Source organism: Pseudomonas sp. BT-42-2, assembly GCF_025847435.2.
Taxonomy (GTDB): domain Bacteria; phylum Pseudomonadota; class Gammaproteobacteria; order Pseudomonadales; family Pseudomonadaceae; genus Aquipseudomonas; species Aquipseudomonas urmiensis.
The window spans coordinates 63,233-87,525 of record NZ_JAOYTM010000010.1 but is presented as its reverse complement, the minus strand read 5'-3'; the positions used below and the strand labels follow the sequence as shown (position 1 = coordinate 87,525).

At 56.2% G+C, this 24,293-nt stretch carries 25 protein-coding genes; 8 read left to right on the top strand and 17 right to left on the bottom strand.

Going from position 1 to position 24,293, the window contains the following annotated elements:
* Positions 1–88: 88 nt before the first annotated feature.
* Positions 89–1,666: a glutamate--cysteine ligase gene (gene gshA, locus OIU19_RS12150; protein WP_372353307.1), complete on the top strand. Its 1,578-nt coding sequence runs from the start codon at positions 89–91 to the stop codon at positions 1,664–1,666.
* Positions 1,666–2,292, top strand: coding sequence for a TetR/AcrR family transcriptional regulator (locus OIU19_RS12145; RefSeq protein ID WP_264235202.1), 627 nt, complete (start codon positions 1,666–1,668; stop codon positions 2,290–2,292). Before gshA ends, OIU19_RS12145 begins: the two co-directional genes overlap by 1 nt.
* A 79-nt stretch (positions 2,293–2,371) precedes the next feature.
* On the opposite strand, the gene OIU19_RS12140 is transcribed toward OIU19_RS12145, so the two are convergent.
* From OIU19_RS12140 to ssuE, 6 genes are all read right to left on the bottom strand, one after another.
* Positions 2,372–2,587 carry a molybdopterin-binding protein gene (locus tag OIU19_RS12140; protein WP_027595183.1) on the bottom strand — a complete coding sequence of 72 codons (216 nt, stop codon included), beginning with the start codon at positions 2,585–2,587 and terminating at the stop codon, positions 2,372–2,374.
* A 31-nt stretch (positions 2,588–2,618) separates the two neighbouring features.
* Positions 2,619–3,431 (bottom strand): aliphatic sulfonates ABC transporter ATP-binding protein, encoded by an 813-nt coding sequence (gene ssuB, locus OIU19_RS12135; protein WP_186552872.1) that lies wholly within the window; start codon positions 3,429–3,431, stop codon positions 2,619–2,621.
* Positions 3,428–4,225 (bottom strand): aliphatic sulfonate ABC transporter permease SsuC, encoded by a 798-nt coding sequence (gene ssuC, locus OIU19_RS12130; RefSeq protein WP_186552873.1) that lies wholly within the window; start codon positions 4,223–4,225, stop codon positions 3,428–3,430. Before ssuC ends, ssuB begins: the two co-directional genes overlap by 4 nt.
* A gap of 11 nt (positions 4,226–4,236) precedes the next feature.
* Positions 4,237–5,385, bottom strand: coding sequence for an FMNH2-dependent alkanesulfonate monooxygenase (gene ssuD / locus OIU19_RS12125; RefSeq protein WP_264235201.1), 1,149 nt, complete (start codon positions 5,383–5,385; stop codon positions 4,237–4,239).
* Positions 5,386–5,445: 60 nt separating this feature from the next.
* Complete coding sequence (locus OIU19_RS12120; protein ID WP_264235200.1) at positions 5,446–6,411, bottom strand: sulfonate ABC transporter substrate-binding protein; 966 nt, start codon at positions 6,409–6,411, stop codon at positions 5,446–5,448.
* A 93-nt stretch (positions 6,412–6,504) separates the two neighbouring features.
* Positions 6,505–7,098, bottom strand: a complete 594-nt coding sequence (gene ssuE / locus OIU19_RS12115; protein WP_186552876.1) for an NADPH-dependent FMN reductase — start codon at positions 7,096–7,098, stop codon at positions 6,505–6,507.
* 304 nt (positions 7,099–7,402) lie between these two features.
* Between ssuE and OIU19_RS12110 the strand changes: the two genes are divergently transcribed.
* Complete coding sequence (locus tag OIU19_RS12110) at positions 7,403–8,566, top strand: MFS transporter (protein ID WP_264235199.1); 1,164 nt, start codon at positions 7,403–7,405, stop codon at positions 8,564–8,566.
* Positions 8,567–8,660: 94 nt separating this feature from the next.
* On the top strand, positions 8,661–9,506 hold the full coding sequence (locus tag OIU19_RS12105) for a lipopolysaccharide kinase InaA family protein (RefSeq protein ID WP_264235198.1): 846 nt from the start codon (positions 8,661–8,663) through the stop codon (positions 9,504–9,506).
* Between the two features lie 7 nt (positions 9,507–9,513).
* On the opposite strand, the gene OIU19_RS12100 is transcribed toward OIU19_RS12105, so the two are convergent.
* A complete protein-coding gene (locus tag OIU19_RS12100) occupies positions 9,514–10,275 on the bottom strand; it encodes an SDR family oxidoreductase (RefSeq protein WP_264235197.1) in 762 nt (253 codons plus the stop codon).
* Positions 10,276–10,504: 229 nt separating this feature from the next.
* Between OIU19_RS12100 and OIU19_RS12095 the strand changes: the two genes are divergently transcribed.
* Entirely contained in the window at positions 10,505–11,506 is a 1,002-nt protein-coding gene (locus tag OIU19_RS12095) for an NADP-dependent oxidoreductase (protein WP_264235196.1), read from the top strand.
* Between the two features lie 131 nt (positions 11,507–11,637).
* Here the strand turns inward: OIU19_RS12095 and OIU19_RS12090 are convergent, their stop codons facing one another.
* Entirely contained in the window at positions 11,638–12,435 is a 798-nt protein-coding gene (locus OIU19_RS12090; protein WP_264235195.1) for a lipopolysaccharide biosynthesis protein, read from the bottom strand.
* A gap of 207 nt (positions 12,436–12,642) precedes the next feature.
* Positions 12,643–13,344, bottom strand: a complete 702-nt coding sequence (pyrF, locus tag OIU19_RS12085) for an orotidine-5'-phosphate decarboxylase (protein ID WP_264235194.1) — start codon at positions 13,342–13,344, stop codon at positions 12,643–12,645.
* Between the two features lie 266 nt (positions 13,345–13,610).
* Between pyrF and OIU19_RS12080 the strand changes: the two genes are divergently transcribed.
* Positions 13,611–13,778, top strand: a complete 168-nt coding sequence (locus OIU19_RS12080) for a DUF2897 family protein (RefSeq protein ID WP_186554781.1) — start codon at positions 13,611–13,613, stop codon at positions 13,776–13,778.
* Between the two features lie 46 nt (positions 13,779–13,824).
* Here the strand turns inward: OIU19_RS12080 and OIU19_RS12075 are convergent, their stop codons facing one another.
* From OIU19_RS12075 to rfbC, 5 genes are all read right to left on the bottom strand, one after another.
* The gene (locus OIU19_RS12075; RefSeq protein WP_264235193.1) at positions 13,825–14,166 is read right to left on the bottom strand and encodes a ComEA family DNA-binding protein; all 342 of its coding nucleotides are present in this window, start codon (positions 14,164–14,166) and stop codon (positions 13,825–13,827) included.
* A gap of 185 nt (positions 14,167–14,351) precedes the next feature.
* Positions 14,352–15,233 carry a glucose-1-phosphate thymidylyltransferase RfbA gene (rfbA, locus tag OIU19_RS12070; RefSeq protein WP_264235192.1) on the bottom strand — a complete coding sequence of 294 codons (882 nt, stop codon included), beginning with the start codon at positions 15,231–15,233 and terminating at the stop codon, positions 14,352–14,354.
* A 4-nt stretch (positions 15,234–15,237) separates the two neighbouring features.
* Positions 15,238–16,134 carry a dTDP-4-dehydrorhamnose reductase gene (gene rfbD / locus OIU19_RS12065; protein WP_264235191.1) on the bottom strand — a complete coding sequence of 299 codons (897 nt, stop codon included), beginning with the start codon at positions 16,132–16,134 and terminating at the stop codon, positions 15,238–15,240.
* Positions 16,131–17,201 (bottom strand): dTDP-glucose 4,6-dehydratase, encoded by a 1,071-nt coding sequence (gene rfbB / locus OIU19_RS12060; protein WP_264235190.1) that lies wholly within the window; start codon positions 17,199–17,201, stop codon positions 16,131–16,133. Before rfbB ends, rfbD begins: the two co-directional genes overlap by 4 nt.
* A 177-nt stretch (positions 17,202–17,378) precedes the next feature.
* A complete protein-coding gene (gene rfbC, locus OIU19_RS12055; RefSeq protein WP_264235189.1) occupies positions 17,379–17,924 on the bottom strand; it encodes a dTDP-4-dehydrorhamnose 3,5-epimerase in 546 nt (181 codons plus the stop codon).
* 495 nt (positions 17,925–18,419) lie between these two features.
* Between rfbC and OIU19_RS12050 the strand changes: the two genes are divergently transcribed.
* Both OIU19_RS12050 and OIU19_RS12045 read left to right on the top strand, forming a co-directional pair.
* On the top strand, positions 18,420–19,799 hold the full coding sequence (locus tag OIU19_RS12050) for an undecaprenyl-phosphate glucose phosphotransferase (RefSeq protein ID WP_264235188.1): 1,380 nt from the start codon (positions 18,420–18,422) through the stop codon (positions 19,797–19,799).
* The gene (locus OIU19_RS12045) at positions 19,789–21,045 is read left to right on the top strand and encodes an O-antigen ligase (protein WP_264235187.1); all 1,257 of its coding nucleotides are present in this window, start codon (positions 19,789–19,791) and stop codon (positions 21,043–21,045) included. The genes OIU19_RS12050 and OIU19_RS12045 overlap by 11 nt, the downstream gene beginning before the upstream one ends.
* Positions 21,046–21,103: 58 nt before the next feature.
* On the opposite strand, the gene OIU19_RS12040 is transcribed toward OIU19_RS12045, so the two are convergent.
* Genes OIU19_RS12040 through OIU19_RS12030 form a run of 3 tightly spaced genes read right to left on the bottom strand, consistent with a single transcriptional unit; the run spans position 21,104 to position 24,291 of the window.
* Complete coding sequence (locus OIU19_RS12040) at positions 21,104–21,988, bottom strand: methionyl-tRNA formyltransferase (RefSeq protein ID WP_264235186.1); 885 nt, start codon at positions 21,986–21,988, stop codon at positions 21,104–21,106.
* Between the two features lie 18 nt (positions 21,989–22,006).
* Complete coding sequence (locus OIU19_RS12035; RefSeq protein WP_264235185.1) at positions 22,007–23,110, bottom strand: DUF1972 domain-containing protein; 1,104 nt, start codon at positions 23,108–23,110, stop codon at positions 22,007–22,009.
* Positions 23,098–24,291 carry a hypothetical protein gene (locus tag OIU19_RS12030; protein ID WP_264235184.1) on the bottom strand — a complete coding sequence of 398 codons (1,194 nt, stop codon included), beginning with the start codon at positions 24,289–24,291 and terminating at the stop codon, positions 23,098–23,100. The genes OIU19_RS12035 and OIU19_RS12030 overlap by 13 nt, the downstream gene beginning before the upstream one ends.
* Positions 24,292–24,293: the final 2 nt, after the last annotated feature.

The following is a 24,293-nucleotide window of genomic DNA, read 5'->3' as shown; positions in this document are numbered from 1 at the left end:
GCGACAACGCCAGTTCCTTTGTCCCTACCCTTGTAGACCGTCATATCTACCCCCATATTGGGGCGACTGACGCGTGAAGGAATACATCTTGAGCGACCTCCTCAAAAGCCGCCTGAGCCTGCTCAGTGCCAACCTCCCCTTGCTCAAGCAGTGCCTGCACGGTATTGAGCGCGAATGCTTGCGCGTGACCGACGAAGGTCGCCTGGCCCAGACCCCGCACCCGCAAGCCCTGGGATCGGCGCTGACCAACGAGCAGATCACCACCGATTATTCCGAGTCGCTGCTGGAGTTCATCACCCCAGCCCTGGCCGATCCTGCGCAAGTGCTGGAGAACCTCGAGGAGGTCCACCGCTTCGTTCAGTCCAAGCTTGGCAACGAATACCTGTGGAGCCCGTCGATGCCCTGCGCATTGCCGGCCGAAGAAGACATTCCGATCGCCTATTACGGCACCTCCAATATCGGCCAGCTCAAGTACGTCTACCGCAAGGGCCTGGCCCTGCGCTATGGCCGCACCATGCAGTGCATTGCCGGTATTCATTACAACTTCTCGCTGCCTGAAGCGCTTTGGCCGCTGCTGCGCCAAACCGAAGGCGGCACCGAGAGCGACCGCGACTACCAGTCGTCGGCGTACATCGCCCTGATCCGTAACTTCCGCCGCTACAGCTGGCTGCTGATGTACCTGTTCGGCGCCTCGCCGGCGCTGGACGCCGGCTTCCTGCGGGGCCGTGCGCATCAGCTCGAGCACCTCGACGCCGAAACCCTGTACCTGCCCTACGCCACCAGCCTGCGCATGAGCGACCTGGGTTACCAGAGCAGCGCCCAGGCCGGCCTGACGCCGTGCTACAACAACCTCGCCAGCTACACCGACAGCCTGCGCAAGGCGGTGGGCACGCCCTACCCGCCCTACGTCGAGGTCGGCACGCACAAGGATGGCGAGTGGGTGCAGCTGAACACCAACATCCTGCAGATCGAAAACGAGTATTACTCGAACATTCGCCCCAAGCGCGTCACCTACACCGGTGAGCGGCCGATCCAGGCGCTGATGGCCCGTGGCGTGCAGTACGTCGAAGTACGCTGCCTGGACATCAACCCGTTCCTGCCGGTGGGTATCGACCTGGCGCAGGCGCGCTTCCTCGATGCCTTCCTGCTGCTCTGCGCGCTCGACGACAGCCCGCAACTGGACAACGGCGAATGTGGCCAATGCACCAACAACTTCCTGACCGTGGTCAAGGAAGGCCGCCGCCCAGGGCTGGAGCTGCAGCGGGGCGGTCAGCCGATCGCGCTCAAGGCCTGGGCCTCTGAGTTGATCGAGCGCATCACGCCTCTGGCCGAGCTGCTCGACCAGGCCAACGGCGGTGAGGAGCACGTTCGGGCGCTACGCGCCCAGCAGGCCAAGATCGATGATCCTGAGCTGACGCCATCGGCCCAGGTCCTGGCACGCATGACCGAACACGACGAAACCTTCGTGCAGTTCTCCCTGCGCCAGAGCCAGTTACACGCCGCAACGTTCCGCGAGCAGCCGCTGAGCCCGGAGCGCCAACAGGCCTTCGAGACCCTGGCGCGCAACTCGCTGGCCGAGCAAGCCAAGCTTGAGCAGGAAGAAGTCGGCGATTTCGATGTGTTCGTCGGCGCCTACCAGGCGAGCATCCTGGCGATCAGCAACTGATGACCCGCGCAGCCACGCCACGCAAGCCACGCGCAAGCAGCCAGGCCAGGATCGAAGCGATCCTGGCGGCGGCACGCGAACTGCTGGCTGAGCAAGGTGTGGCTGGGCTGTCGGTGTACAGCGTTGCCGAGCGGGCGCAGATCCCGCCGTCCTCGGTGTATCACTTCTTCGCCAGCGTTCCGGCGCTGCTTGAAGCGCTCACCGCCGATGTGCACCGGGCCTTTCGCGAAGCATTGCGGGCGCCGATTGACGCCGCCACGCTGGTGACCTGGCATGACCTGTCGCGGCTGATCGAGCAACGCATGCTCGACATCTACAACGGCGATGCCGCGGCGCGTCAGTTGATCCTGGCGCAACATGGTCTGAGCGAAGTGGTGCAAGCCGACCGGCAGCACGACATGGAATTGGGCGAGCTGATGCACAAGCTGTTCGACCAGCACTTCCAGTTGCCAGCGGTGCCGAGCGACGTCGATGTGTTCGCCCTGGCCATGGAACTGAGCGACCGGGTGTATGCCCGCTCGGTGCAGTTGCATGAGCAGATCACCCCGCGCATGGCCGAGGAAGGCAAGCGGGTGTTCGAGGCATACCTGGGCTTGTACCTGCCGCCGTTCCTGCCGAAACGCTGATAACTTTGGGGCTGCTTTGCAGCCCTTCGCGGGCTTGCCCGCGAAGGGCCGCAAAGCGGCCCCAATACAACAAGGGTCATCACAGCTTGGCGATGGACACCTCGGTCGATTTGACGAAGGCAATCACTTCGCTGCCGACCTGCAGCTCCAGCTCACGCACGGAACGGGTGGTGATCACCGAGGTGACGACGCCGGAAGCGGTCTGCACGTCGATTTCCGACAGTACCGGACCTTCGAGGATTTCTTTCACAGTGCCTTTGAACTGGTTACGGACGTTGATGGCTTTGATAGTCATGGCTTGATTCCTTCTTTCTGGCTTCTGGGGTTCAGTGGGCCCAACGCAGTTGCGTGGGCAAAGGGGCTACAGGGTCCGGCTCGGGCGGTGTGCCCGGGACGGAAAGAACACGGTTGAGCACTTCGCTTTCCAGCGCCGCCAGGCGGTGCGAACCACGCGCCCGAGGCCTGGCCAGGTCGACGTTAAGGTCCAGGCCGACTTCGCCGTCCTCGATCAGGATCACCCGGTCGGCCACCGCAACGGCCTCGCTGACGTCATGGGTGACCAGCAACACGGTGAAGCCATGCTGGCGCCACAGACGTTCGATCAGTTGCTGCATCTCGATCCGGGTCAGCGCATCCAGAGCACCGAGCGGCTCATCCAACAGCAGCAGGCGCGGCTGGTGAATCAACGCACGGGCCAAGGCCACACGTTGCTTCTGGCCACCGGACAAAGCCGCCGGCCACTCATTGGCGCGATCGGCCAGGCCCACCGCTTCCAAGGCTTGCAGCGCCTTCGGCCGCCAGTCGCCGGACAAACCCAGGCCAACGTTGTCGATCACTTTTTTCCAGGGCAGCAAACGTGCATCCTGGAACATCAAGCGGGTTTCCTCACGAGCCTCGGCCAACGGCGCGGCACCGGCCAGCAGTTCACCAGCACTGGGTTTGTCGAGCCCGGCCAGCAAGCGCAGCAAGGTGCTCTTGCCGCAGCCGCTGCGCCCCACGATGGCGACGAACTGACCGGCCGGGATGTGCAGGTCGATACCGCGCAGCACTTCGCGCTGACCGAAGGTCTTGCGCAGGCCCTGGGACGCCAGGGGGATGCCACGCAGCAAGCGCGGCGGTTGTTCCTTGAGCACGGTCATGCGCCCTCCTTCTTCGCCGGTTGGTAGGCCGGGTGCCAGCGCAGCCAGACACGCTCCAGGCCACGCGCGGCGAGGTCGGCGAGCTTGCCGAGCACGGCATACATGACGATGGCCAGGACCACCACGTCGGTCTGCAGGAACTCACGCGCATTCATTGCCAGGTAACCGATGCCGGCGTTGGCCGAAATGGTCTCAGCGACGATCAAGGTCAGCCACATGAAGCCCAGGGCGAAACGCACACCGACCAGGATCGACGGCAGCGCACCGGGCAGGATCACCTGGCGAAACAGGCCAAAGCCGGACAGGCCGTAGCTGCGCGCCATTTCCACCAACGCCGGATCGACATTACGAATACCGTGGTAGGTGTTCAGGTAGATCGGGAACAGCGTACCCAGCGCGACCAGGAAGATCTTGGCCGACTCATCGATACCGAACCACAGGATCACCAGTGGGATCAGCGCCAGGTGCGGTACGTTGCGAATCATCTGCACCGAGCTGTCGAGCAGGCGTTCGCCCCAGTTCGACAGGCCAGTGATGAAGCCCAGCAACAGACCGATGCTGCCGCCGATCAAGAAGCCGACGCCTGCGCGCCAGCCACTGATCGCCAGGTGGCTCCAGATCTCGCCGCTGCGCACCAGCTCGACGCCCGCGCTGATCACCGCGCTCGGCGCCGGCAGGATGCGGGTCGATAGCCAGCCTGCGCTGACTGCCAGTTGCCACACCGCCAGCAGCAGCACAGGCAAGGCCCACGGCGCCAGGCGTTGCGACAGGTTGGAGGAGGTTGCACGACTCATGGCCTACGTCCTCAGCTCTGCGACACGGACTTGGGCAGGATGTCGTTGGCCACCATCTCGCCGAACGGGCTCACGTAGCCGCCGGACTTCGGCTGCTCTGGGCGCTGCACGTCCAGATGCGGGAACAGCAGTTCAGCCACCCGGTAGGACTCTTCCAGGTGTGGATAACCGGAGAAGATGAAGGTATCGATACCCAGGTCTGCGTATTCCTTGACCCGCGCCGCAACGGTCGGGCCATCGCCCACCAGCGCAGTGCCGGCACCACCTCGCACTAGGCCAACGCCGGCCCACAGGTTGGGGCTGACTTCGAGGTTGTCGCGCTTGCCGCCGTGCAGGGCAGCCATGCGTTGCTGGCCAACCGAGTCGAAGCGCGCCAGCGAAGCCTGGGCACGGGCGATGGTGTCATCGTCCAGGTGCGAGATCAGGCGATCGGCAGCAGCCCAGGCCTCTTCGTTGGTTTCCCGCACGATCACGTGCAGACGAATACCGAAGCGTACTTCGCGGCCTTGGGCGGCGGCTTTCTCACGCACCTGGGCGATCTTTTCGGCCACGGCCGATGGCGGCTCGCCCCAGGTCAGGTACAGCTCGACCTGCTCGGCGGCCAGGTCCTGGGCCGCTTCTGACGATCCACCGAAGTACAGCGGCGGACGCGGTTGCTGGATCGGCGGATAGAGCAGCTTGGCGCCCTTCACCTGGATGTGCTTGCCATCGTAGTCGACGTTTTCACCTTCGAGCACCTTGCGCCAGATGCGGGTGAATTCGACCGACGCTTCGTAGCGCTCCTGATGGTTCAAGTGCAGGCCGTCGCCCGCCAACTCGTCCGGGTCACCGCCGGTCACCAGGTTGAACAGCGCGCGACCATTGGACAGGCGATCGAGGGTCGCGGCCTGGCGAGCGGCCACGGTCGGCGAGATGATGCCTGGGCGCAGGGCGACCAGGAATTTCAGGTTCTGCGTCACCGGGATCAGCGAGGCAGCGACCAGCCAGGAGTCCTCGCAAGAACGTCCGGTCGGGATCAGCACCCCGCCAAAGCCAAGGCGGTCGGCGGCCTGGGCGATCTGTTGCAGGTAACCGTGGTCGACCGCGCGGGCGCCGTCGGAGGTGCCCAGGTACTTGCCGTCACCGTGGGTGGGAAGGAACCAGAAAATATTAAGGCTCATTGGAGTTGTCTCCTCAAGGGGGGCTCAAGCCGGAGCGACGCCCCGGCACAGGCGAATCAATCAAGGCGCGCTAGCGACCTTGGCCGGGGGTGTCCAGATCACGTCCTTGATGCTCAGCGGCTTGGGAATCAGCTTGAGCGCCTGGAAGGTGTCGGCGATCTTCTGCTGGGCGGCCACCACTTCAGGGGTCAGCGGCGCGGCACCGTAGCCTTGGCGCTTGACCGAGGTCAGGGTGATGTCGGCGGGCAGACCGAGCAGGGGTGCAACCTGGTCGGTGACTTGCTGCGGGTTGGCCTGCGACCACTCGCCAACGGCGCGGACTTCTTCGATCAGGGTGTTGATCACCGCCGGATGCTGGGTGGCGTAATTGCGGGTTGCCAGGTAGAACTGGTGGTTGTCGACCAGATCCTTGCCATCACGCAAGGTGCGCGCTTGCAGTTGCTGTTCGGCGGCGGCCTGGTACGGGTCCCAGATTACCCAGGCATCGACGCTGCCACGCTCGAACGCGGCGCGGGCATCGGCTGGCGGCAGGTACACCGGTTGGATGTCGGCGTATTTCAGGCCAGCGTCTTGCAGCGCGCGGACCAGCAGGTAATGCACGTTGGAGCCTTTGTTCAGCGCAACCTTCTTGCCCTTGAGCTCTTTTACCGACTGGATCGTCGAGCCCTTGGGCACCAGGATCGCTTCGCTGTGCGGGGCAGGCGGCTCATAGGCCACATACAGCAGATCGGCGCCGGCGGCCTGAGCGAACACTGGCGGGGTTTCGCCGGTGACGCCGAAGTCGATCGAGCCGACGTTCAAGCCTTCGAGCAGCTGCGGGCCACCAGGAAACTCGGTCCATTGCACCTGGATGCCCTGATCGGCTAGGCGCTTCTCCAGCGTACCCTTGGCCTTGAGCAGCACCAGGGTGCCGTATTTCTGGTAACCGATGCGCAGGCTCTCGGCCTGGGCTTGGGTGATGGCGCCGAAGGACACAGCCGCCGCAAACAGGGCGACCAGACCGCGACGCAAGAAGACTGTGCGCATGGCGCTCTCCTGTGCGAATGAGGTTCGGGTTGCACCTGCTTGCCTCGTTGACGGGCGAGTAAGGTGGAAAAACAGTGAAGCGGTTGGACGAGTTCAGATACTCCAGCGAGCACTGATCAGGCGTTCGTTGAGCTCGCCTGGAGCCACCGGTTTCGGCCGGCGGGCCAAGGCGCTGTGAAACGTTTCCAGCGAATCGAGCAGTCGCGCTTGCAGCGCGTCGGCCAACTGCGCCGGGTTGTTGCCTTCGCCGTAGGCGATCTGGCTGTCGTCGGCGAAGATCCCTTGCAGGGTCTCCTGCGCCTTGAGTGCCGACAGCACGGGTTTGAGTGCGTAATCCACCGCCAGCATGTGGGCGATGCTACCGCCGGTTGCAATCGGCAGGACCACCTTGTGTTCCAGCGCGCGCTCCGGCAGCAGGTCGAGCAAGGTCTTCAAGGCGCCAGCAAACGATGCCTTGTACACCGGGGTGGAAACCACCAGGCCATCGGCCTGGGCGACCAGGTCCTGGAAGTGGCGCACCTGCGGGCTGTCGAAGCGGGCATGCAGCAGGTCTTCGGCGGGGAACTCACGTACCTGAAAGGTCACCACTTCGACCCCGCGATCCTGCAGCCACTGGCGTGAACGCTCTAGCAGCACGCCGGAGCGTGAACGGGTACTTGGGCTTCCACCGACCGAAACAACCAGCATTGACGCGCTTCCTTGGATTCGTTGCCGGGGCTTTGCAGTTGTACGGCCCCGCTGATGGAGTGACATTAACAGCACATCACATATATCTATAAATCATATTTTTTCATTTGTTTATTCCATTTTTGACATAAAGCAAATCCAGCGATTGCGTGGGAGCGAGTTGCGTGGGAGCGGGCTTGCCCCGCGATAGCTATCGCGGGGCAAGCCCGCTCCCACGAGGCCGCTGTCATCGACGCCCGTGGGAGCGGGCTTGCCCCGCGATAGAGCCAGCACAAACACCCACAGACCAACGGACCACCCCGAAATGCCCAATCGCCACGCCCCCGCCCTGCTGGCCTTCGCCCTGTGCATCATCACCCTCGCGGTGAACCTGCAAGCGCCGCTCTACATCACCTACGCCGACCTCTCCGGCCGCGGCGCCGCCGCCACTGCCGTGGCCTTCTCCGGTTACGTGCTCGGCGTACTGCCAGTACTCCTGGCCCTGGGCGGCCTTGCAGATAGGGTCGGCCGGCGGCCACTGATCCTCGCCGCCCTAGGCCTGTCGATGATCGCCACCCTGCTGATACTGCTGGCCCCTAGCCTGGAAACCCTCGGCGTCGCGCGCCTGTTCCTCGGCCTGGGCACCGGCCTGGCTTCAGCCACGGCCACCGCCTACATGGGCGAGTTGATGACCGGCAGCGACAACAGCCGCGCCGCCAACTGGGTCACTGCCAGCACCTCGCTGGGCTTTGGTCTGGGCGCGGCCTTGACCAGCCTGTTCCTCCTAGCCGGACCGAGCCTGACCCCAGGTAGCTTCCATCTGCAACTGCTGCTGGCGTTCATCGCCATCGTTTTGGTGTGGCGCTTGCCCGATCCACGCCCGGCACAGCGCACAGCCATGCTGCGCTTGCCCTGCTACCCGGCCGGCAGCCTCGCCTATGGCTTCGCCATCCTCCTGGCCTGGGCCTGCGTGGGCCTGGTGATCGCGTTGCTGCCCGGGATTCTGCGTCAGCACGGCTTGAGCGACTGGTCAGGCTTTTCCACCTTCTGCGTGATCAGCTGCGGCCTGCTGTTCCAGCCTATGGCCCGGCGCTTGCCAAGTGCCCAAGCGACCCTGCTGGGGCTGGCCATCTTGCCTTGCAGTTATGCCCTGTTGGCCTGGGGCGCTGACAGCGGCGCACTGCTCGCTGTGCTGCTTGGCGCGGTGGCCGCGAGCAGCGCTTGCTATGGCTTCATCTATCTCGGCGGGTTGGCGGCGGTGAACCAATTGGCCGGCAGCGAAAAGACCCGGGCCAGTGCCGGGTTCTTCCTCCTTGCGTACATGGGGTTCAGCCTGCCAGTGATTTTTACCGGGTTGCTCAGTGATGCGCTGGGGACACGAGTAGCGCTGATGATGTTTGGCGCAGGGCTGATAGCGGGCTGCTTGATTGTTGCGGCGATGCTTCACCTCAGCGCGCGTAAAGAACGTGTCGAAGCCGCATGCTCATGATCAGAATTAGATGAAAGATTTGTAGGAATTTTGTGAAAAAATGTAAGATAACCGAAAGCAAGCAATAGCACTTTGACACCACCAAGGATGTAGCGTGCACCCGAATTCCCCCACCTGGCGCAGTGAGTACCCCCATGTACTAAGCCACAGCCATACCACGCTACATTTTCAGTCGCCCCTGGCAGCCAACACCCGCTGCGCGCTCCAGCACCTGATCGAACAGGCGCCTAGCGCCAAACGCGTCAGCGCACCACTGGCCTGTAGCGAAAGCGGGTTGTTCACCAAGCGTGAGCAACTCGATTCGCTGAAAAAGAAATGGCGGGTGCAGCGCGGCAATCCTAGAAGTAAGGGACTCTACGACTGGACCATCGAGGAACTGATCAACACCCGCGAAGCCACCCGACGTGGCGCGCGGGTAGCTGGACTGGTCGGCTTTGGTTACAGCCGCTCCAAGTTTGGCTTGGTGCAGGACCTGTACCTGATCACCGAATTTCTGGATGCCCATGATGATGGTTTGAGCAAGGTTCGCAACGACCCGAGCGCAGTGCACAGGGTGATCGAAGCGGCTTTTGAATTGCTCCACGATCTACACCAGCGTGGTATCAGCCACATGGACCTGTGGGCCGCCAATGTCATGCTGCCGCGAGACGACACCCGCCAACCGCTGGCCATCGACCTGGAAAACAGTTTCTGCGTGCCGACGGCGTTTTTCAGTGAAACCCTGGGCTTTCAGTTAGGCTTCCTGTACCTGCGGGAAATCTATCGCTACATCACCGAAGCAGACTTCGACGCGTGCGTGGACCAGGCGCTACAGCGGTACTTCCCTGCCATCGACCGGCCCGCGTTCGACCGGGTGTATGCCATCGCCAAGCATGAAGATATCGGGCGCCTGGAGCGCCGCGAGATCTTCCTCAAAGGGACAGTACCAAACGCGGGATAACCCTTCCTCAGATCGCCAACGCACCACCGTCCACGGTCAGCGAGTGGCCGGTGGTGAATGCCGCACCGTCACTGCACAGATACAGCACCGCACTGGCAATTTCCTCGACCTTGCCAATGCGCCCCACCGGGTGCATCGCTGCGGCGAACTCGGCCTTGCGCGGGTCGGCTTCATAGGCGCGGCGGAACATATCGGTGTCGATCACCGCCGGGCACACCGCGTTAACCCGAATGCCCTTCTTGGCATACTCGATTGCCGCCGACTTGGTCAGGCCGATGACTGCATGCTTGGAGGCAGCATAGATACTCATCTTCGGCGCGGCCGACAGGCCTGCCACCGACGCGGTATTGACGATCGCCCCACCGCCCTGGGCCAGCAGCAGCGGCAGCTGGTACTTCATGCACAACCACACGCCCTTGACGTTGACGCCCATGATCGCGTCGAACTCTGCCTCGCTGCCCTCCGCCAGGCGGCCCTTCTCGATCTCGATCCCGGCGTTATTGAACGCATAGTCCAACCGGCCATAGGCGTCGATAACGCCCTGGTGCAGTTGGCGCACGTCGCGGTCCTGAGTCACATCGCAGGGCAGGAACAGCGCCTCGCCCCCTGCCTTACGAATCAGGCTCACGGTGGCCTCACCACCCCGCGCATCGCGGTCGGCCACTACCACCTTCAGCCCCTCGGCAGCGAAGGCCAGTGCCGTCGCCCGGCCGATACCCGCCGCGCCCCCGGTGACCAGGGCGACCTGGCCGGAAAAGGTCATGCTCATCGCTCGCTCCTGCAACAGAAATTGAAGTCGAGCCTGAGTCTAGTCAGGCGACCGCTGCCAGGGGCAGCATCATTAGGCCAACGGTTGAGCTACCATCGTTGCCAGTGATTGTGCCTGTAGCTCCCGATCATCCGCGTGGATCGCCCGGCATTCGCCACACCGGTAAACCTTGCCGCGCCGCGCGCCAACCACTATCAACAGGCTTTGCCTACTATCAGCGAGATTCGCCATGACCCAGACCAACCGCCGCTTCCTGCTTGCCAAACGCCCGGTCGGCGCCGTTACCCGTGACGATTTCACCTACGAACAAGTCCCCGCCAGTGAGCCGGCCGAGGGCCAGATCCAGGTCAAGAACCTGTACCTGTCGCTTGACCCTGCAATGCGCGGCTGGATGAATGAAGGCAAGTCCTACATCCCGCCGGTGGGCCTGGGCCAGGTGATGCGCGCCCTGGGCGTGGGTGAAGTGGTCGCCTCCAAGCACCCAGGTTTCCAACCCGGCGACCACGTCAGCGGCGCGCTCGGCGTGCAGGATTACTTCACTGGCGAACCGCAGGGCCTGCACAAGATCGACCCCAAGCTCGCCCCCCTGCCCCGCTATCTCTCGGCCCTGGGCATGACCGGCATGACCGCCTACTTTGCCCTGCTCGACGTGGGTCAGCCTAAGGAAGGGGAAACCGTAGTGATCTCCGGTGCCGCGGGCGCAGTGGGCAGCATCGCCGGGCAGATCGCCAAGATCAAAGGCTGCCGGGTGGTCGGCATTGCCGGCGGCGCGCAGAAGTGCCAGTACCTCAAGGATGAGCTGGGTTTTGACGGGGTGATCGACTACAAGGCCGAAGACGTGCTGGCGGGCCTCAAGCGCGAGTGCCCCAAGGGCGTGGATGTGTACTTCGACAACGTCGGCGGGGATATCCTCGATGCCGTACTGAGCCGCTTGAACTTCAAGGCGCGCGTGGTGATTTGCGGGGCGATCAGCCAGTACAACAACAAAGAAGCGGTCAAAGGGCCGGCCAACTACCTGTCGCTGCTGGTCAATCGCGCGCGTATGGAAGGCTTCGTGGTGATGGACCACGTCAAGGAATACGGCAAGGCGGCGCAGGAGATCGCCGGCTGGTTGGCCAGTGGCAAGGTCAAGAGCAAGGAAGATGTGGTGGACGGGCTGGACACCTTCCCGGAGACGCTGCTCAAGCTGTTCAGCGGCGAGAACTTTGGCAAGTTGGTATTGAAGGTCTGATTTGTAAATTAGGGCGCTCTGTCGTATGAGCGCCCCAACAACTTTTAACTTCCGAGGCAACTGCAACGGGCAGCAGTCTATCTTTCGGCCGAAAGCTGGTTGAAAAAATTCAACGAGGATGGATAGCACGCTTACCGGCTGGAAAGAATGATCGATTCCGCCTGATCGACAGTGATTTTCGGAACAACCGAATGGGGTATTCTCGAATCCTGCGAGAGGTTGTAAACCGTAAATCTTTCGCCCATCACGCGCTTTGACATCAACTCGAAAGACGGCAGGATGCGGCGCTCATAGTGACCATCCAGCCCACACGGCGAAATCGCGCGACCGCCATTTTCGTAAAATCGCCCTGCATTCTGGTTGAGGTCTACCCCTACTAGAAAAACCTTATTGAAACCAAGATGGTAGGCAATCTGAAGGGCGACATAGGCAACCGTACGCGCATCGAAAAAGCCGTAGGACAGGTCCTTGCTAAAGCCAATGGTTCGCGTACTGTTTTTCCAGAAGGTGCGCTTGCGGACCATTTGAGGCTGCGCATTGAATACAGCCTGGAACAATGTCGTCCTGCTGGCCTTGCGTAGCGGGAAAATTTCAGCGCATGTCGCTTGCGGTAGTGAATCTACCTCATCCGGCCGGATGGCCAAACGATGACTGAGCAGCAGCGCTTGGGCATACAGATCCGGCTGCTGTCGTGGAAATCCGATATCCGAACAAACATAGAAGAACGGCCTGATGCCGGTGTCCTTGAACAACGAAATTGCGCCGTTCATTGTGATCATTGGCACATCAGCAAATCGTTCGAGTGGAAAGTCCTTGGCCGAGGCACCAGACGCAACGATGAACACAGGCCCTTTCGCAATATTTTGAGAACTTGCGAAATCCTTTATCGATAATTGCCTGGTGCGATCTTTAACGCCAACAGCTTCCACGTTGCCTACCCGGTTATCAGACGCGGGAGCGATTATACATCGAACGTGTAGGACAAATCGGAACTGCGTACGACTTCTCTGACAAAGCAAGGGCGCATTCCAGTCAGCCCTTGCCCGAATGTCAGTCAGCTAAGGCACGGGGCCTGTACTTGGGCGGCGCAGCGGCCTCATTGGCCATAACTGATCGACCTTAGCCCTGCCCCCTAATCAGCCGCGAATTTCCGCGACCACCGCTGCTAAAGCTTGGGCGGGATTGGCCGCCTGACTGATAGGACGCCCGATTACCAGATAGTCGGAGCCGGCATCCAGCGCCTGACGCGGGGTCAGAATGCGGCGTTGATCGTCTTGGGCGCTACCAGCCGGGCGGATGCCTGGAGTGACCAACTGCAGCGACGGATGCGCCGCCATGAGCGCCGGCGCTTCCAGCGCCGAGCACACCAGACCGTCCATCCCGGCCTTCTCGGCCAAGGCTGCCAGCCGCAGCACCTGCTCTTGCGGCTCGATGTCCAGGCCGATGCCCGCCAAGTCTTCACGCTCCATGCTGGTCAGTACGGTTACACCGATCAGCAGCGGCTGAGGACCACTGCGCTTGGCCAGCTCTTCACGGCAGGCCGCCATCATGCGCAGGCCGCCGGAGCAATGCACGTTGACCATCCACACGCCCATCTCGGCGGCAGCCTTTACCGCCATCGCCGTGGTGTTGGGGATATCGTGGAACTTGAGGTCGAGGAATACTTCGAAGCCCTTGGCACACAGGGTCTCGACGATGCCCGAAGCGCTGCTGGTGAACAGCTCCTTGCCAACCTTCACACGGCACAGCGCCGGATCGAGCTGGTCAGCCAGCTTCAGAGCGGCCTCACGGGTAGGAAAATCGAGGGCGACGATCAGGGGCGTCTGGCAGGCGGACATGGTCGGAGTCTCTTGGCAAGTCGTAAACGGCGCGCATTGTAAACGAAGTGACGTGGCCATGGGGGCCCGCGGGTCATGAGAATTGGCCCAAGTGTGGGCGTGATGCTGTTCACTTAAGGCCCCTGTCGCCCGCGAAGGGGCGCAAAGCGGCCCCAAAATCTTAAGTGAACTACAAGTATGGGCGCGCTCTATAATTGAACCATCGGCACGAGTATTAGCTCAAAAATCATACAAGCGGTGCCTTCCGTTTTTGCAGGAGAAAGACAATGCCCTGGTATGCCTGGTTGATCCTCATCGTAGCGCTTGGCTCGATTGTAGGCGGGCTGATGCTGCTGCGCGATACGGCGAAGAAATTGCCGCTGACCGAAGAGCAGCTGAAGAAAGTTCATGAGCGCAATGCAGAAATGGATGCCAAGGAAGCCAAAGATCGCTAAAGCCTGGATGGCCGACCATGAGTTGATCGGCCATCGACGGCTGGGCTTACTCCACAGTTAATTTGTCACGGTTGCGATCCAGGATCGCGTTGCCGATGCCTTTGATTTCCAGCAATTCATCGACCGAAGTGAATGGCCCGTGTGCGTCACGGTAGGCCACGATCGCTTCGGCTTTTGCTTTACCAATCCCGTTCAGCTCCTTTTGCAAGGTTGGCGCATCGGCAGCGTTGAGATTGACGCGAGTCGTGTGGGCAACCGTTGCCGGTGTGGCCACTGCGTTAGCGGTTAGTTCAGCAGGTGCTGAAGCGGGATTGGGCGCTGCACTGAGGGAAAAGGACAGGCCCGCGAACAGCGGAAGGAACAGGTAGGAAAGGACGGTATTACGCATTTGGCACACTCCATTGAGACGAGAATTGCAGGGCAGCGTTTCCGTAGCTGCCAAACAAACCTAGCGCTTCTGAAGTGCCGATGAAAGTACGCGAAGGGCGAGAATCTTTACTGAATTAGACGTCACATTTTATGTCCTCTTCTCGGGCAAAAAGTCGCACAAGAAGAGGACCTAAAACTTACCTATTAATAAACCTTATCCTGCAACAACCGTTTCAAATACTGACCGTACCCATTCTTCGCAAGAGGGGCGGCAAGTTTTTCAAGTTGCTCTGCACTGATCCAACCCTGGCGGTACGAAACCTCTTCCGGGCACGCCACTTTCAAACCCTGGCGGCGCTCGATGGTCGCGATGTATTGGCTGGCTTCGAGCAGCGAATCGTGGGTGCCGGTATCCAGCCAGGCGTAGCCGCGGCCCATGATTTCTACCGACAGCTTGTTACGCTCAAGGTAGGCGCGGTTGACGTCGGTGATCTCAAGCTCGCCACGTGGCGAGGGCTTGATGGCCTTGGCGATCTCGACCACATCCTGATCGTAGAAATACAGGCCGGTTACCGCGTAGCTGGACTTGGGTTGCAGCGGCTTCTCTTCAAGGCTGATCGCGGTGCCCTGGGCGTCGAATTCAACCACGCCATAGCGTTCAGGATCGTGCACGTGGTAGGCGAACACGCTAGCACCAGTGGCACGACTGTTGGCGTTGCTCAGCAGGTGCTGGAAGTCGTGGCCGTAGTAGATGTTGTCGCCCAACACCAACGCCGACGGATCATTGCCAATGAACTGCTCACCAATGATGAACGCCTGCGCCAGGCCATCCGGAGAGGGTTGCACGGCGTAGGAAATATTCAGGCCCCACTGATTACCGTCGCCCAACAACTGCTCGAAACGCGGCGTGTCCTGCGGGGTGGAAATGATCAGGATGTCGCGGATACCCGCCAGCATCAGCGTAGTCAGCGGGTAATAGATCATCGGCTTGTCGTAGACCGGTAAGAGCTGCTTGGAGATCGCCAACGTTGCAGGGTGCAGTCGAGTACCCGAGCCGCCTGCCAGAATAATACCTTTACGTTTCATGCGGTTATTTCCCTTGTATTTCCGTCAGCATCCGCGCAACGCCCAGGCGCCAATCAGGAAGCTGCAAACCAAAAGCCTTTTCAAGTTTTTGCGTGTCGAGTCGCGAATTGGCCGGCCGCCGCGCAGGCGTGGGATAAGCGTCGGTGGTCAACGCCGAAACCGCCTGCGGCTTGACCTTCAGCTCAATGCCCATCTGCTCAGCCCGCTCGAGAACGTACCGCGCATAGCCACACCAGGTGGTTTCACCCGCTGCCGCAAGATGGTAGAGCCCACACAGTTCAGGCTTGGCGCGCCAGGCGACGATCGCGTGCGCCGTCACATCTGCGATCAACTCAGCACCGGTTGGTGCGCCGAACTGATCATCGATTACCCCAAGGGTGTCTCGCTCGCCAGCCAGGCGCAGCATGGTCTTGGCAAAATTATTGCCGCGCGCCGCGTACACCCACGAGGTGCGGAAGATCAGGTGCGAGCACGCCGAGGCCTGAATAGCCTGCTCTCCAGCCAACTTGCTCAGACCATAGACATTCAGCGGCCCCACCACGTCTTCTTCGCGCCAGGGCGTTTGACCCTCCCCTGGGAAGACATAGTCAGTGGAGTAATGCACCAGCAGCGCACCTGAACGTGCAGCGGCCTGCGCGAGCACCTCGAGCGCCTCGGCGTTGATGCGATGGGCTTGCCCCTGCTCGGACTCGGCCTTATCTACTGCGGTGTAAGCCGCCGCATTGACAATCACATCTGGCGCCCAGGCCTGGACGGTCTGCGCCAAACTTTGCAGATTGGCGAGATCACCGCAGTAATCCTGGCTCTTGGAGTTAAGGGCCAGCACCTCGCCCAGCGGCGCCAGGCTGCGCTGCAGCTCCCAGCCGACCTGACCGTCCTTACCAAGCAGCAGAATCTTCATTCGCTGCGCTCGCCGTAGTTCTTCTCGACCCACTCGCGATAGTTGCCCGACTGCACGTTTTCAACCCACTGCCAGTTGCTCAGGTACCACTCGACCGTCTTGCGGATGCCGGTTTCGAAGGTTTCCGCTGGCTTCCAGCCCAGCTCACGCTCGAGTTTGCGCGCATCGATGGCGTAACGGCGGTCATGGCCTGGGCGGTCGGTAACGAAGGTGATCTGCTCGCTGTAGGACTTGCCATCAGCGCGAGGGCGCAGCTCATCGAGCAAAGCGCAGATACGGTTAACGATCTCCAGATTTGGCTTCTCGTTCCAGCCGCCAACATTGTAGACCTCGCCCACCGTGCCTGCCTCAAGCACCCGGCGAATCGCGCTGCAGTGATCTTTTACGTACAGCCAGTCGCGGATTTGCTGACCGTCACCGTAGACCGGCAGCCCTTTGCCACCCAACGCGTTGACGATCATCAGCGGGATGAGCTTTTCCGGGAAGTGGTACGGGCCGTAGTTGTTGGAGCAGTTGGTGGTGAGAACCGGAAGACCATAGGTGTGATGGTAGGAGCGCACCAAGTGATCGCTGGCCGCCTTGCTCGCCGAGTAAGGGCTGTTTGGCTCGTACTGGTGCGTCTCGGTGAACGCCGGAGCATCAGGCGCCAAGGAGCCATAGACTTCGTCGGTGGATACATGCAGGAAACGGAACGTTTGCTGCGCATCGCCCGGTAGGGCTTTCCAGTAGGCGCGCACCGCTTCGAGCAGGCGGAAAGTGCCAACGATGTTGGTCTGGATGAAGTCTTCCGGGCCATGAATCGAACGATCGACATGCGACTCGGCGGCGAAATTGATCACCGCACGCGGCTGATGCTCGGCCAGCAACTTCTCGACCAGCGCCGAGTCGGCGATATCGCCGTGGACGAACAGGTGCTTGGGGTTGCCATCGATGGACGCCAGGCTCTGCAGGTTGCCCGCGTAGGTCAGCTTATCCAGGTTGATGACCAGCTCATCTGCTTGAGCTACCCAGTCCAGGACAAAGTTGGCGCCGATGAAGCCGGCTCCGCCGGTTACTAAGATAGTCATATCTGCGATCTTTTCAGTAAGATAATGAAAAAGGACTGAATCTTGCGAAAAACTGGAGCATCTTGAAAAGCTGGTGCCGCTCTAGCTCGTATGTCTAGGCCGATACACAAGGAAAGCCCCGATAAATACCATGTTTATCGAGGATTTCGCAGCTTTGTGAGCCTGAACTCAGCAAAATCACTCAAAACACTCAACATGGCCAAGAACCTTACCTTTCTTGTCCTTTTCAGACAATACTGGCTCCCCCGATAGCGGCCAAATTATGTCTAACGCAGGATCATCCCATGCCAAACAGCGTTCGTGCTCCGGAGCATAATAATCGGTGGTTTTATATAAAAACTCAGCTGCATCACTAAGCACTAAAAAGCCATGAGCGAAGCCTTCAGGTATCCACATTTGCTTTCTATTATTTGCCGATAAGTACGCCCCAACCCAACGACCAAAACTTGGAGAACTCTTACGCAAGTCAACAGCAACATCAAACACTTCCCCAGCAATAACGCGCACTAACTTCCCTTGTGGTCTTTGAATTTGATAGTGCAGCCCTCTAAGCACATTTTTCACTGATCGCGAATGATTGTCCTGAACAAATTTCACATCCTTGCCGATTGCATTACAAAAATCTTTATGATTAAAGCTTTCAAAGAAGAAACCGCGCTCATCTCCATAGAGTTTGGGGTCAAACAAAACGACATCGTGAATAGCCAACTTAGTCGCGTCCACTCGAAAAACCTTCTTTTGGCAGTTTAGCAGTTATCCACATCAATGATTGCGGCATTAGTCCTGACATAAGCATAGCAAGGTTAAGATGTGATGGGGACCCCAATCATGCCTCACACTATAGGGGAAATTTTACCAAATCGCACCTAGCTGAGAACGCATCCGCCCGGCTCCACACTCGTACTGCCTCCTCTAGAGAGGCTGTCATCCCCACGCATCTGATGCCCTCGCAACCTCACCCATCCCGTACTCCCTTCACCTGTAGCGCCCGGAAATGGGGGTAGAGCCTAGAGCGCGCAAGGAGAAAGCCACCTGACTAGAATTTCGGGTACAATCGGCGACATACTCGTTGTCAGTAGGGTGAGGCCATCGGGCGGTGGTCGTGCAAGGCCTTAATACTCGGCAGACTGACAGTGACTGAATAGAAGCATACTCCATACCACGGAGTGGTAATAAAAATTACGCAGTTTTCACATGCGGGAGTGAAATAAATACAGCATGCAGCTCAAACCAAAATATCAACCCACCTTTGCCGAGCGTTACCCAGTACCTCTTTTTTTTGCAATTACCGACATATTGTTAGTTTTTGCATCTGGTCTCGCGGCTTTTTTTTACCGCTTTCACAATGTCGACTTGCCGGCAAAATACAGCCTCGCGCTTGGAACAACTGCAATAGTTGTGGTTATTTGCCTTGCCCTAGGTGGCGCCTATGGTTCTCAAAGAGGCTACTCGTTTTGGAGACAGCTTAGCCTCCTTATAGCATGCTGGGCTTCAGCCGCTGGAATGCTTCTATCCGTATCATTCTTCTTAAAGGTCTCCGAAGATTACTCTCGCATCTGGTTTAGTACGACAATTATAACAGGCGGTTTTTTGTGCGTAATGCTGCGCCTTGTCGTATACGTTCTACTACGTAAAATCCGAAACTCCGGAATGAACCTTAAGAGTGTGCTGGTCATCTACTCCACTGACAGCACTGAAACTCAATTCAATACAAATGAAAACCTGAAAGAAGATGGATTTATCATTGTCGCGAAGGTAAAATTTGATGTAGGTCAAGAGTGGACTGAAAACCTAATTGCTCAAATTGAAGAACTGAAAATTCACGAAGTCTGGCTTTCCCTCCCGCTCAGTGAAGGCGGAAGAGTACGTTCAGTAATGTATGCATTACGCCACCACACCGTTGCCATCAGGTTTATACCAGAACTTGGCGATATCCGTTTGCTTAATCACAGAGTTAGCTATATCGCAGGCCTATACTCGCTCGACTTGAGCTGCAGCCCAATGGATAGTCCTGCAAGGGTTATAAAGCGGCTGGAGGATCTCGTAATCGGAAGCATTATCAGCCTTTGTATTCTGCCACTTTGCATTGTCATTGCCATCGCCATTAGAACCACTTCACCTGGCCCCATTCTATTCAAACAGCATAGAACCGGAATTAACGGAAAAAAATTTAAAGTCTATAAATTTCGCTCCATGCACTTACATGACGACTGTCGAGTAACACAAGCATCGCGAAACGACTCTCGAATCACTAAAGTAGGCGCATTCCTCCGAAGAACTAGCCTCGACGAACTGCCCCAGTTTTTTAATGTACTTCAAGGAAGAATGTCTATAGTTGGGCCTAGACCGCACGCCCTAACGCATAACGAATATTACAAAGACCTCGTTGAATCGTACATGCAGCGCCACAAAGTAAAACCTGGAATTACAGGATGGGCCCAGGTCAGTGGCTATCGAGGAGAAACCGACACACTAGAGAAAATGCAAAAGAGAGTCGAGCATGACCTCTGGTATATCGATAACTGGTCGCTCTGGATCGATTTGAAAATCATTTTTTTAACTATGTACAAAGGCTTTATTCATAAAAATGCATTCTGACAAACCATTAGAAATGCCATCTGCCAGCACCCTGAGAAAATCGATACAAGTCAGCACATTGATTTTGTCCTGGCTCATCGCAATAGGAATCTTCATACAGATTTCTGGAAAGGTTTGGATAGAATCTGGGAGCGGACGAAATACTCAGATTTATATATTTTTACTTCTCCCAGCCCTTCTTATCACTTTGTGTAAGATAGCCCAAAGAAAATTACAGCTCTCGTTGCATTATTCTATCTGGATACTGTTCTTAATATGGATTGCCTTGAGCACTCTGTGGGCAACGAACTCACCTACCGATCCATTAGCACTTGCAAAACGAGGGATGTATATCGCCCTATACCTTGCGGCAATTCATTACACAATGCGCATTAATGAGCAGCTTCTTCGTAGGGCTATATTTTCAGGAATTGCGATCATCGCTATTGGTGCACTAGCAACTATAGTCTATCAGTTCGCAGTTCTTGAAATACCGTTAGGCTATCGGACCCACCGACTTTATCGCCTTGACATTGGGGAGTTCGCTGACTATGGATGGCCAGTGGCGGCTGGTATTTTCCATGGAGCAGCGGCGATGTACGCATTGTATGCTGCCATCGAAAAAGACCAACGGCTGGGCAAGAGTGTATTTTGGGGTGCGATTTTTTTAATACTCGCAAGCTATGTTTTACTAACCTACACACGAGGAGCCTGGATCGCTTTGTTTGTAGGCTCTATCGCAACCATCGTATTACAGCGCTCTCGTAAAGGGTGGCTTGCCCTGGCACTTGGAGCTCTAACTGCTGGGATTCTTGTAACAATATTTTGGCCTAATTTAATGGTTGAACTCCATACCAGACAATTGTCAGGTCGTGGGCCCATATGGCAGTATTTTTTTGAACAGATGCAAGGGAAGTGGTTACTTGGGCATGGATTAGGCACGCCCTTTGAGTATCACTGGCCTGATGGACATGCAATATCCCCACATGCTCATAGTCTCTACCTGCAACAGATATACGACAGCGGGTTGATTGCACTTTCCACTATGTCAGCAGGGATTGTCATACTGCTAGTCAAAGCATGGTCGCTACGAGAAAACTATTGGGTTAAGCTTGCATTGCCGGCTCTAATTTACGGACTTGTAGCGATGATCACTGATGTCGAACGCATATTCACCAGACCTGGCGATTATTGGACAGTATTTTGGCTTCCGATAGCAATATTACTTGCAGTCCCTAGCAAAATAAATTGCCCGAAGACAGCCTGATAAATCTGATTCAAGATAGATAGATATGTTGCTCCCAGACAGGGAGCAACATTAATGCTCATGTGAACCGCAAGCGAAATTTTTTCAAAGGCAATAGTGATACCCCCTCCTCGGAAGTACAGGCTTTAATTAACAGCAAACCCGAACCGCACACCACAACTGGTGAGCCCTGTTCAATAAAAATAACCTTACCCGCATCCCTATTCTCAATAGCTACGTCAGGTATCTCTTCAGCACTGAAAATTCGATACTTGACGTCATCCACAAAGCAATATGCCCCCTTATAGGGGAAACCTACAGCGTCAATTTTTCTTCGAATTTCTGAGGCGGAACTACCCCAATTAATCTTGTAATCATTCTCATCGAGCCAAAGGCTATAAGTAGCTTTGTCTGAGTCCTGAGCATGCGCTATTGGAGACTTTCCGGCCATTATACTTTTTAAAACTATTTTTCCTAAATCGACATAGCAAGCTGTAATTTTGCCAATCATCTCATTAATTGTGGCCGGATAATCTACAGAAATAGAAGCTTGAGCAATTATATCGCCCCTATCATAATCAGCAGCACCGAATAAAGCAGTGACACCAACCTTCGGCTCGCCATTAATCAACGCATTAACCAAGGGGGCAAATCCCCTATAACGAGGCAGCAGCGAATCGTGGAATACAATTAGCTTATTTTCCGGATGCTCTATCAGCCAACGCCATGAGATAGCCATGGCATACTCTGTTTTTATTTCGAATTCACCGGATCGGTAACAGGCGGGTACGCCATATCTTGTACACAGCTCGTAGATATCAGCGGAAAAATCATTTATCACCGAAGAGTCCTGACCAATAATCACTGCCTCAATCACCGAGCGATAATTTTCCAGGGCCTCAGTTAAAAAAGCCAATCCTTTTTCAGTCATCACTAGCAAAGTGACTTTGTTGGAAATAAACATTTCGCGAGCTCTCAACAATTATAACCACTTACATAGAAGCTTTTCATATTGCCCCAAAATATCATTCCAAGTGAATTTATCCATAAACATTGATTTGCTACCCAATTTCATCTTCTCAAGCAGAGCGTTATCACTGAGAATTTTATCGAAAGAGTTACTAAAGCCATCCTCATCCTGAAAGTATTCTGCCGAGTCGCCTGCAACCCATCTATTAAACTTGTTGTCATGGGCGATGACGGCGCACCCTGCCCCCAGAGCCTCAACCAAGGACGGATTCGTTCCACCAACTTTATGGCCGTGGAGATAGCATCTTGAATAGAAGCGAAGGGCTTGAACTACTTGAGAGTCATAAATCGCACCCAAGAAAAGAACCTCATCACTTGCAGCATCGAGGATTTTTTTATGATATTGGTTCGCAGACTTATCATAGGCTCCAAGTATTACTAGAGAATGATTTCGCCTTTTACGACTAAAAGCTCGCACCATTTCCAAGATAGAGTTCTCAGGCTCAGGTCTGGCAATCACAATTGAATACTGATTTTGAATTAAACCATAGGAGGCTATAATTTCCCGATCAGCCTCGATTACGTTCTCTCCTCCATATGGAATCATCGTGATTTTGGAAGCACTAACTCTCGTCTGAAGGTGTGCTTTGATTTCAGGATGGTCAGCAATGAGATGATTACCCACCCAGCACCCAAACCTTTCATTTAGCCAGAACCAGGCCTTGGCTACTAAACTCCATTTTTCTCGGCGCCATTCGATTCCATCCATATTAAACAAGTTTACTTGTCCCTTGGCACGCTGCAAGACATTAAATATAGCAGTGTTATAACCCAGTGTTAAGAACAGTCCTGGCTGAGTTAATGCATGACGTGCAGCAAGAAAATCGAATACAACCGTCCCAAGTGCACCCGTCCTCTTAACTGGGATATGTATTCTCTGAATACCACGCCATTCAGATGTCCAAGATTTATCAGATTCTATTCCATTCTCTTGGCAGTAAACCGTAACGGTCCAACCACGCCCCACGAGATAAAGTGATAGCCGTTCGGCAAAAGTTTCGAATCCCCCATGCATCGCCGGAACCCCTCTGATACCGAGGATATTTAGATGTGACATTCTTCATCCCTTAACAAAAGCAAAAGCAAGAACATAGAGAACAAAACAGATAGGTCTGTTAGCGTGAAATTAAACAGTGAAAACGCAAAGAAAGCCCCGTATGTTATCAGAGCTACAGAAATCGATTTAGAGTTTTTTACTATAAACCATAAAAACCATAGGTTTACTAATAGCACCCCAACTAAACCGCAATCTAAGTAGAGCGAGTAAAGCAAACTGAATCCAGAGTAGTACAGCCATTCCTTCGATAGAGGATTGAAATAGGTGAGAAACCCGTTACCGAAAAAGCTTAACTCACCAAACAATAATTCCCCCACAGGCGCCAATCTATGCGCTGCACTTCCAGCCAACCGCTTATCATATGCATACTGAAGCATATCCAGGAAGTTTTGATATATGCTAAGTATTTCAGCATGAAAAAACAAGAAAACGCAAATCACAGACAAAACCAAACACAAATACACCGAGACTTTTTTAACGCTATCCCGCGACAGTGCATGACAAGCTGAAACTGAAATCACGACCATTACGTGCAATAGTTGCATCGCTTTAGAATTGGTCATAAACACGACTACAGAACCAAGCAATACAATAATAAGCTTACGCAACGTCATCCGCGACGCAGATAAACAAAATATGCTCAGGAGCATACAAAAGAATGCCAAGCTCGCATCGGAAGCTAAATAAAATGAACCTGAGACGGTATCTTCCAAAGAAAGCTGGGTCTTAGAAAACCCAACAATGTCTTGAGGGAAAACCCGCTGAAAACCACCTAGAAATATTTGCAATAATAGATAGTATGGAGCCCAACGATAAACATGGAAATCAGTTATGTAGTATTTATTTACACACAACGTACATGACATCAACACTATGAGTGGGGAAACAAAGTAATAGAGATAAACTAAAAAACCTAACCAATCACTTCCGTTGATCAAACCAATGATAAAAAAGGAAGCTAAAAGCGCCAAATATGCAAGTGTATGCTTTTTGAACCTAGCATCAACCCCTCTATTAAACAAGAGGAGCCACACCAAAGACAACAACGCAGCACAATTAGTCGCTGTAATTGATAAGATGCCAACCATCTGGATTATAAAGCCGACAAAAAAAACCAACCCACTGAAAACAATAAGAGATACCGGACAATAACTATTTTTATTCCCAACAATGATATTCATTA

Excerpts from the sequence above, each read along its gene's own strand:
- OIU19_RS12145 (WP_264235202.1), top strand. The coding sequence starts at position 1,666 with ATGACCCGCGCAGCCACGCCACGCAAGCCACGCGCAAGCAGCCAGGCC.
- OIU19_RS12140 (WP_027595183.1), bottom strand. The coding sequence starts at position 2,587 with ATGACTATCAAAGCCATCAACGTCCGTAACCAGTTCAAAGGCACTGTG.
- ssuB (WP_186552872.1), bottom strand. The coding sequence starts at position 3,431 with ATGACCGTGCTCAAGGAACAACCGCCGCGCTTGCTGCGTGGCATCCCC.
- ssuC (WP_186552873.1), bottom strand. The coding sequence starts at position 4,225 with ATGAGTCGTGCAACCTCCTCCAACCTGTCGCAACGCCTGGCGCCGTGG.
- ssuD (WP_264235201.1), bottom strand. The coding sequence starts at position 5,385 with ATGAGCCTTAATATTTTCTGGTTCCTTCCCACCCACGGTGACGGCAAG.
- OIU19_RS12120 (WP_264235200.1), bottom strand. The coding sequence starts at position 6,411 with ATGCGCACAGTCTTCTTGCGTCGCGGTCTGGTCGCCCTGTTTGCGGCG.
- ssuE (WP_186552876.1), bottom strand. The coding sequence starts at position 7,098 with ATGCTGGTTGTTTCGGTCGGTGGAAGCCCAAGTACCCGTTCACGCTCC.
- OIU19_RS12110 (WP_264235199.1), top strand. The coding sequence starts at position 7,403 with ATGCCCAATCGCCACGCCCCCGCCCTGCTGGCCTTCGCCCTGTGCATC.
- OIU19_RS12100 (WP_264235197.1), bottom strand. The coding sequence starts at position 10,275 with ATGAGCATGACCTTTTCCGGCCAGGTCGCCCTGGTCACCGGGGGCGCG.
- OIU19_RS12095 (WP_264235196.1), top strand. The coding sequence starts at position 10,505 with ATGACCCAGACCAACCGCCGCTTCCTGCTTGCCAAACGCCCGGTCGGC.
- pyrF (WP_264235194.1), bottom strand. The coding sequence starts at position 13,344 with ATGTCCGCCTGCCAGACGCCCCTGATCGTCGCCCTCGATTTTCCTACC.
- OIU19_RS12080 (WP_186554781.1), top strand. The coding sequence starts at position 13,611 with ATGCCCTGGTATGCCTGGTTGATCCTCATCGTAGCGCTTGGCTCGATT.
- OIU19_RS12075 (WP_264235193.1), bottom strand. The coding sequence starts at position 14,166 with ATGCGTAATACCGTCCTTTCCTACCTGTTCCTTCCGCTGTTCGCGGGC.
- rfbA (WP_264235192.1), bottom strand. The coding sequence starts at position 15,233 with ATGAAACGTAAAGGTATTATTCTGGCAGGCGGCTCGGGTACTCGACTG.
- rfbD (WP_264235191.1), bottom strand. The coding sequence starts at position 16,134 with ATGAAGATTCTGCTGCTTGGTAAGGACGGTCAGGTCGGCTGGGAGCTG.
- rfbB (WP_264235190.1), bottom strand. The coding sequence starts at position 17,201 with ATGACTATCTTAGTAACCGGCGGAGCCGGCTTCATCGGCGCCAACTTT.
- OIU19_RS12050 (WP_264235188.1), top strand. The coding sequence starts at position 18,420 with ATGCAGCTCAAACCAAAATATCAACCCACCTTTGCCGAGCGTTACCCA.
- OIU19_RS12045 (WP_264235187.1), top strand. The coding sequence starts at position 19,789 with ATGCATTCTGACAAACCATTAGAAATGCCATCTGCCAGCACCCTGAGA.
- OIU19_RS12040 (WP_264235186.1), bottom strand. The coding sequence starts at position 21,988 with ATGTTTATTTCCAACAAAGTCACTTTGCTAGTGATGACTGAAAAAGGA.
- OIU19_RS12035 (WP_264235185.1), bottom strand. The coding sequence starts at position 23,110 with ATGTCACATCTAAATATCCTCGGTATCAGAGGGGTTCCGGCGATGCAT.
- OIU19_RS12030 (WP_264235184.1), bottom strand. The coding sequence starts at position 24,291 with ATGAATATCATTGTTGGGAATAAAAATAGTTATTGTCCGGTATCTCTT.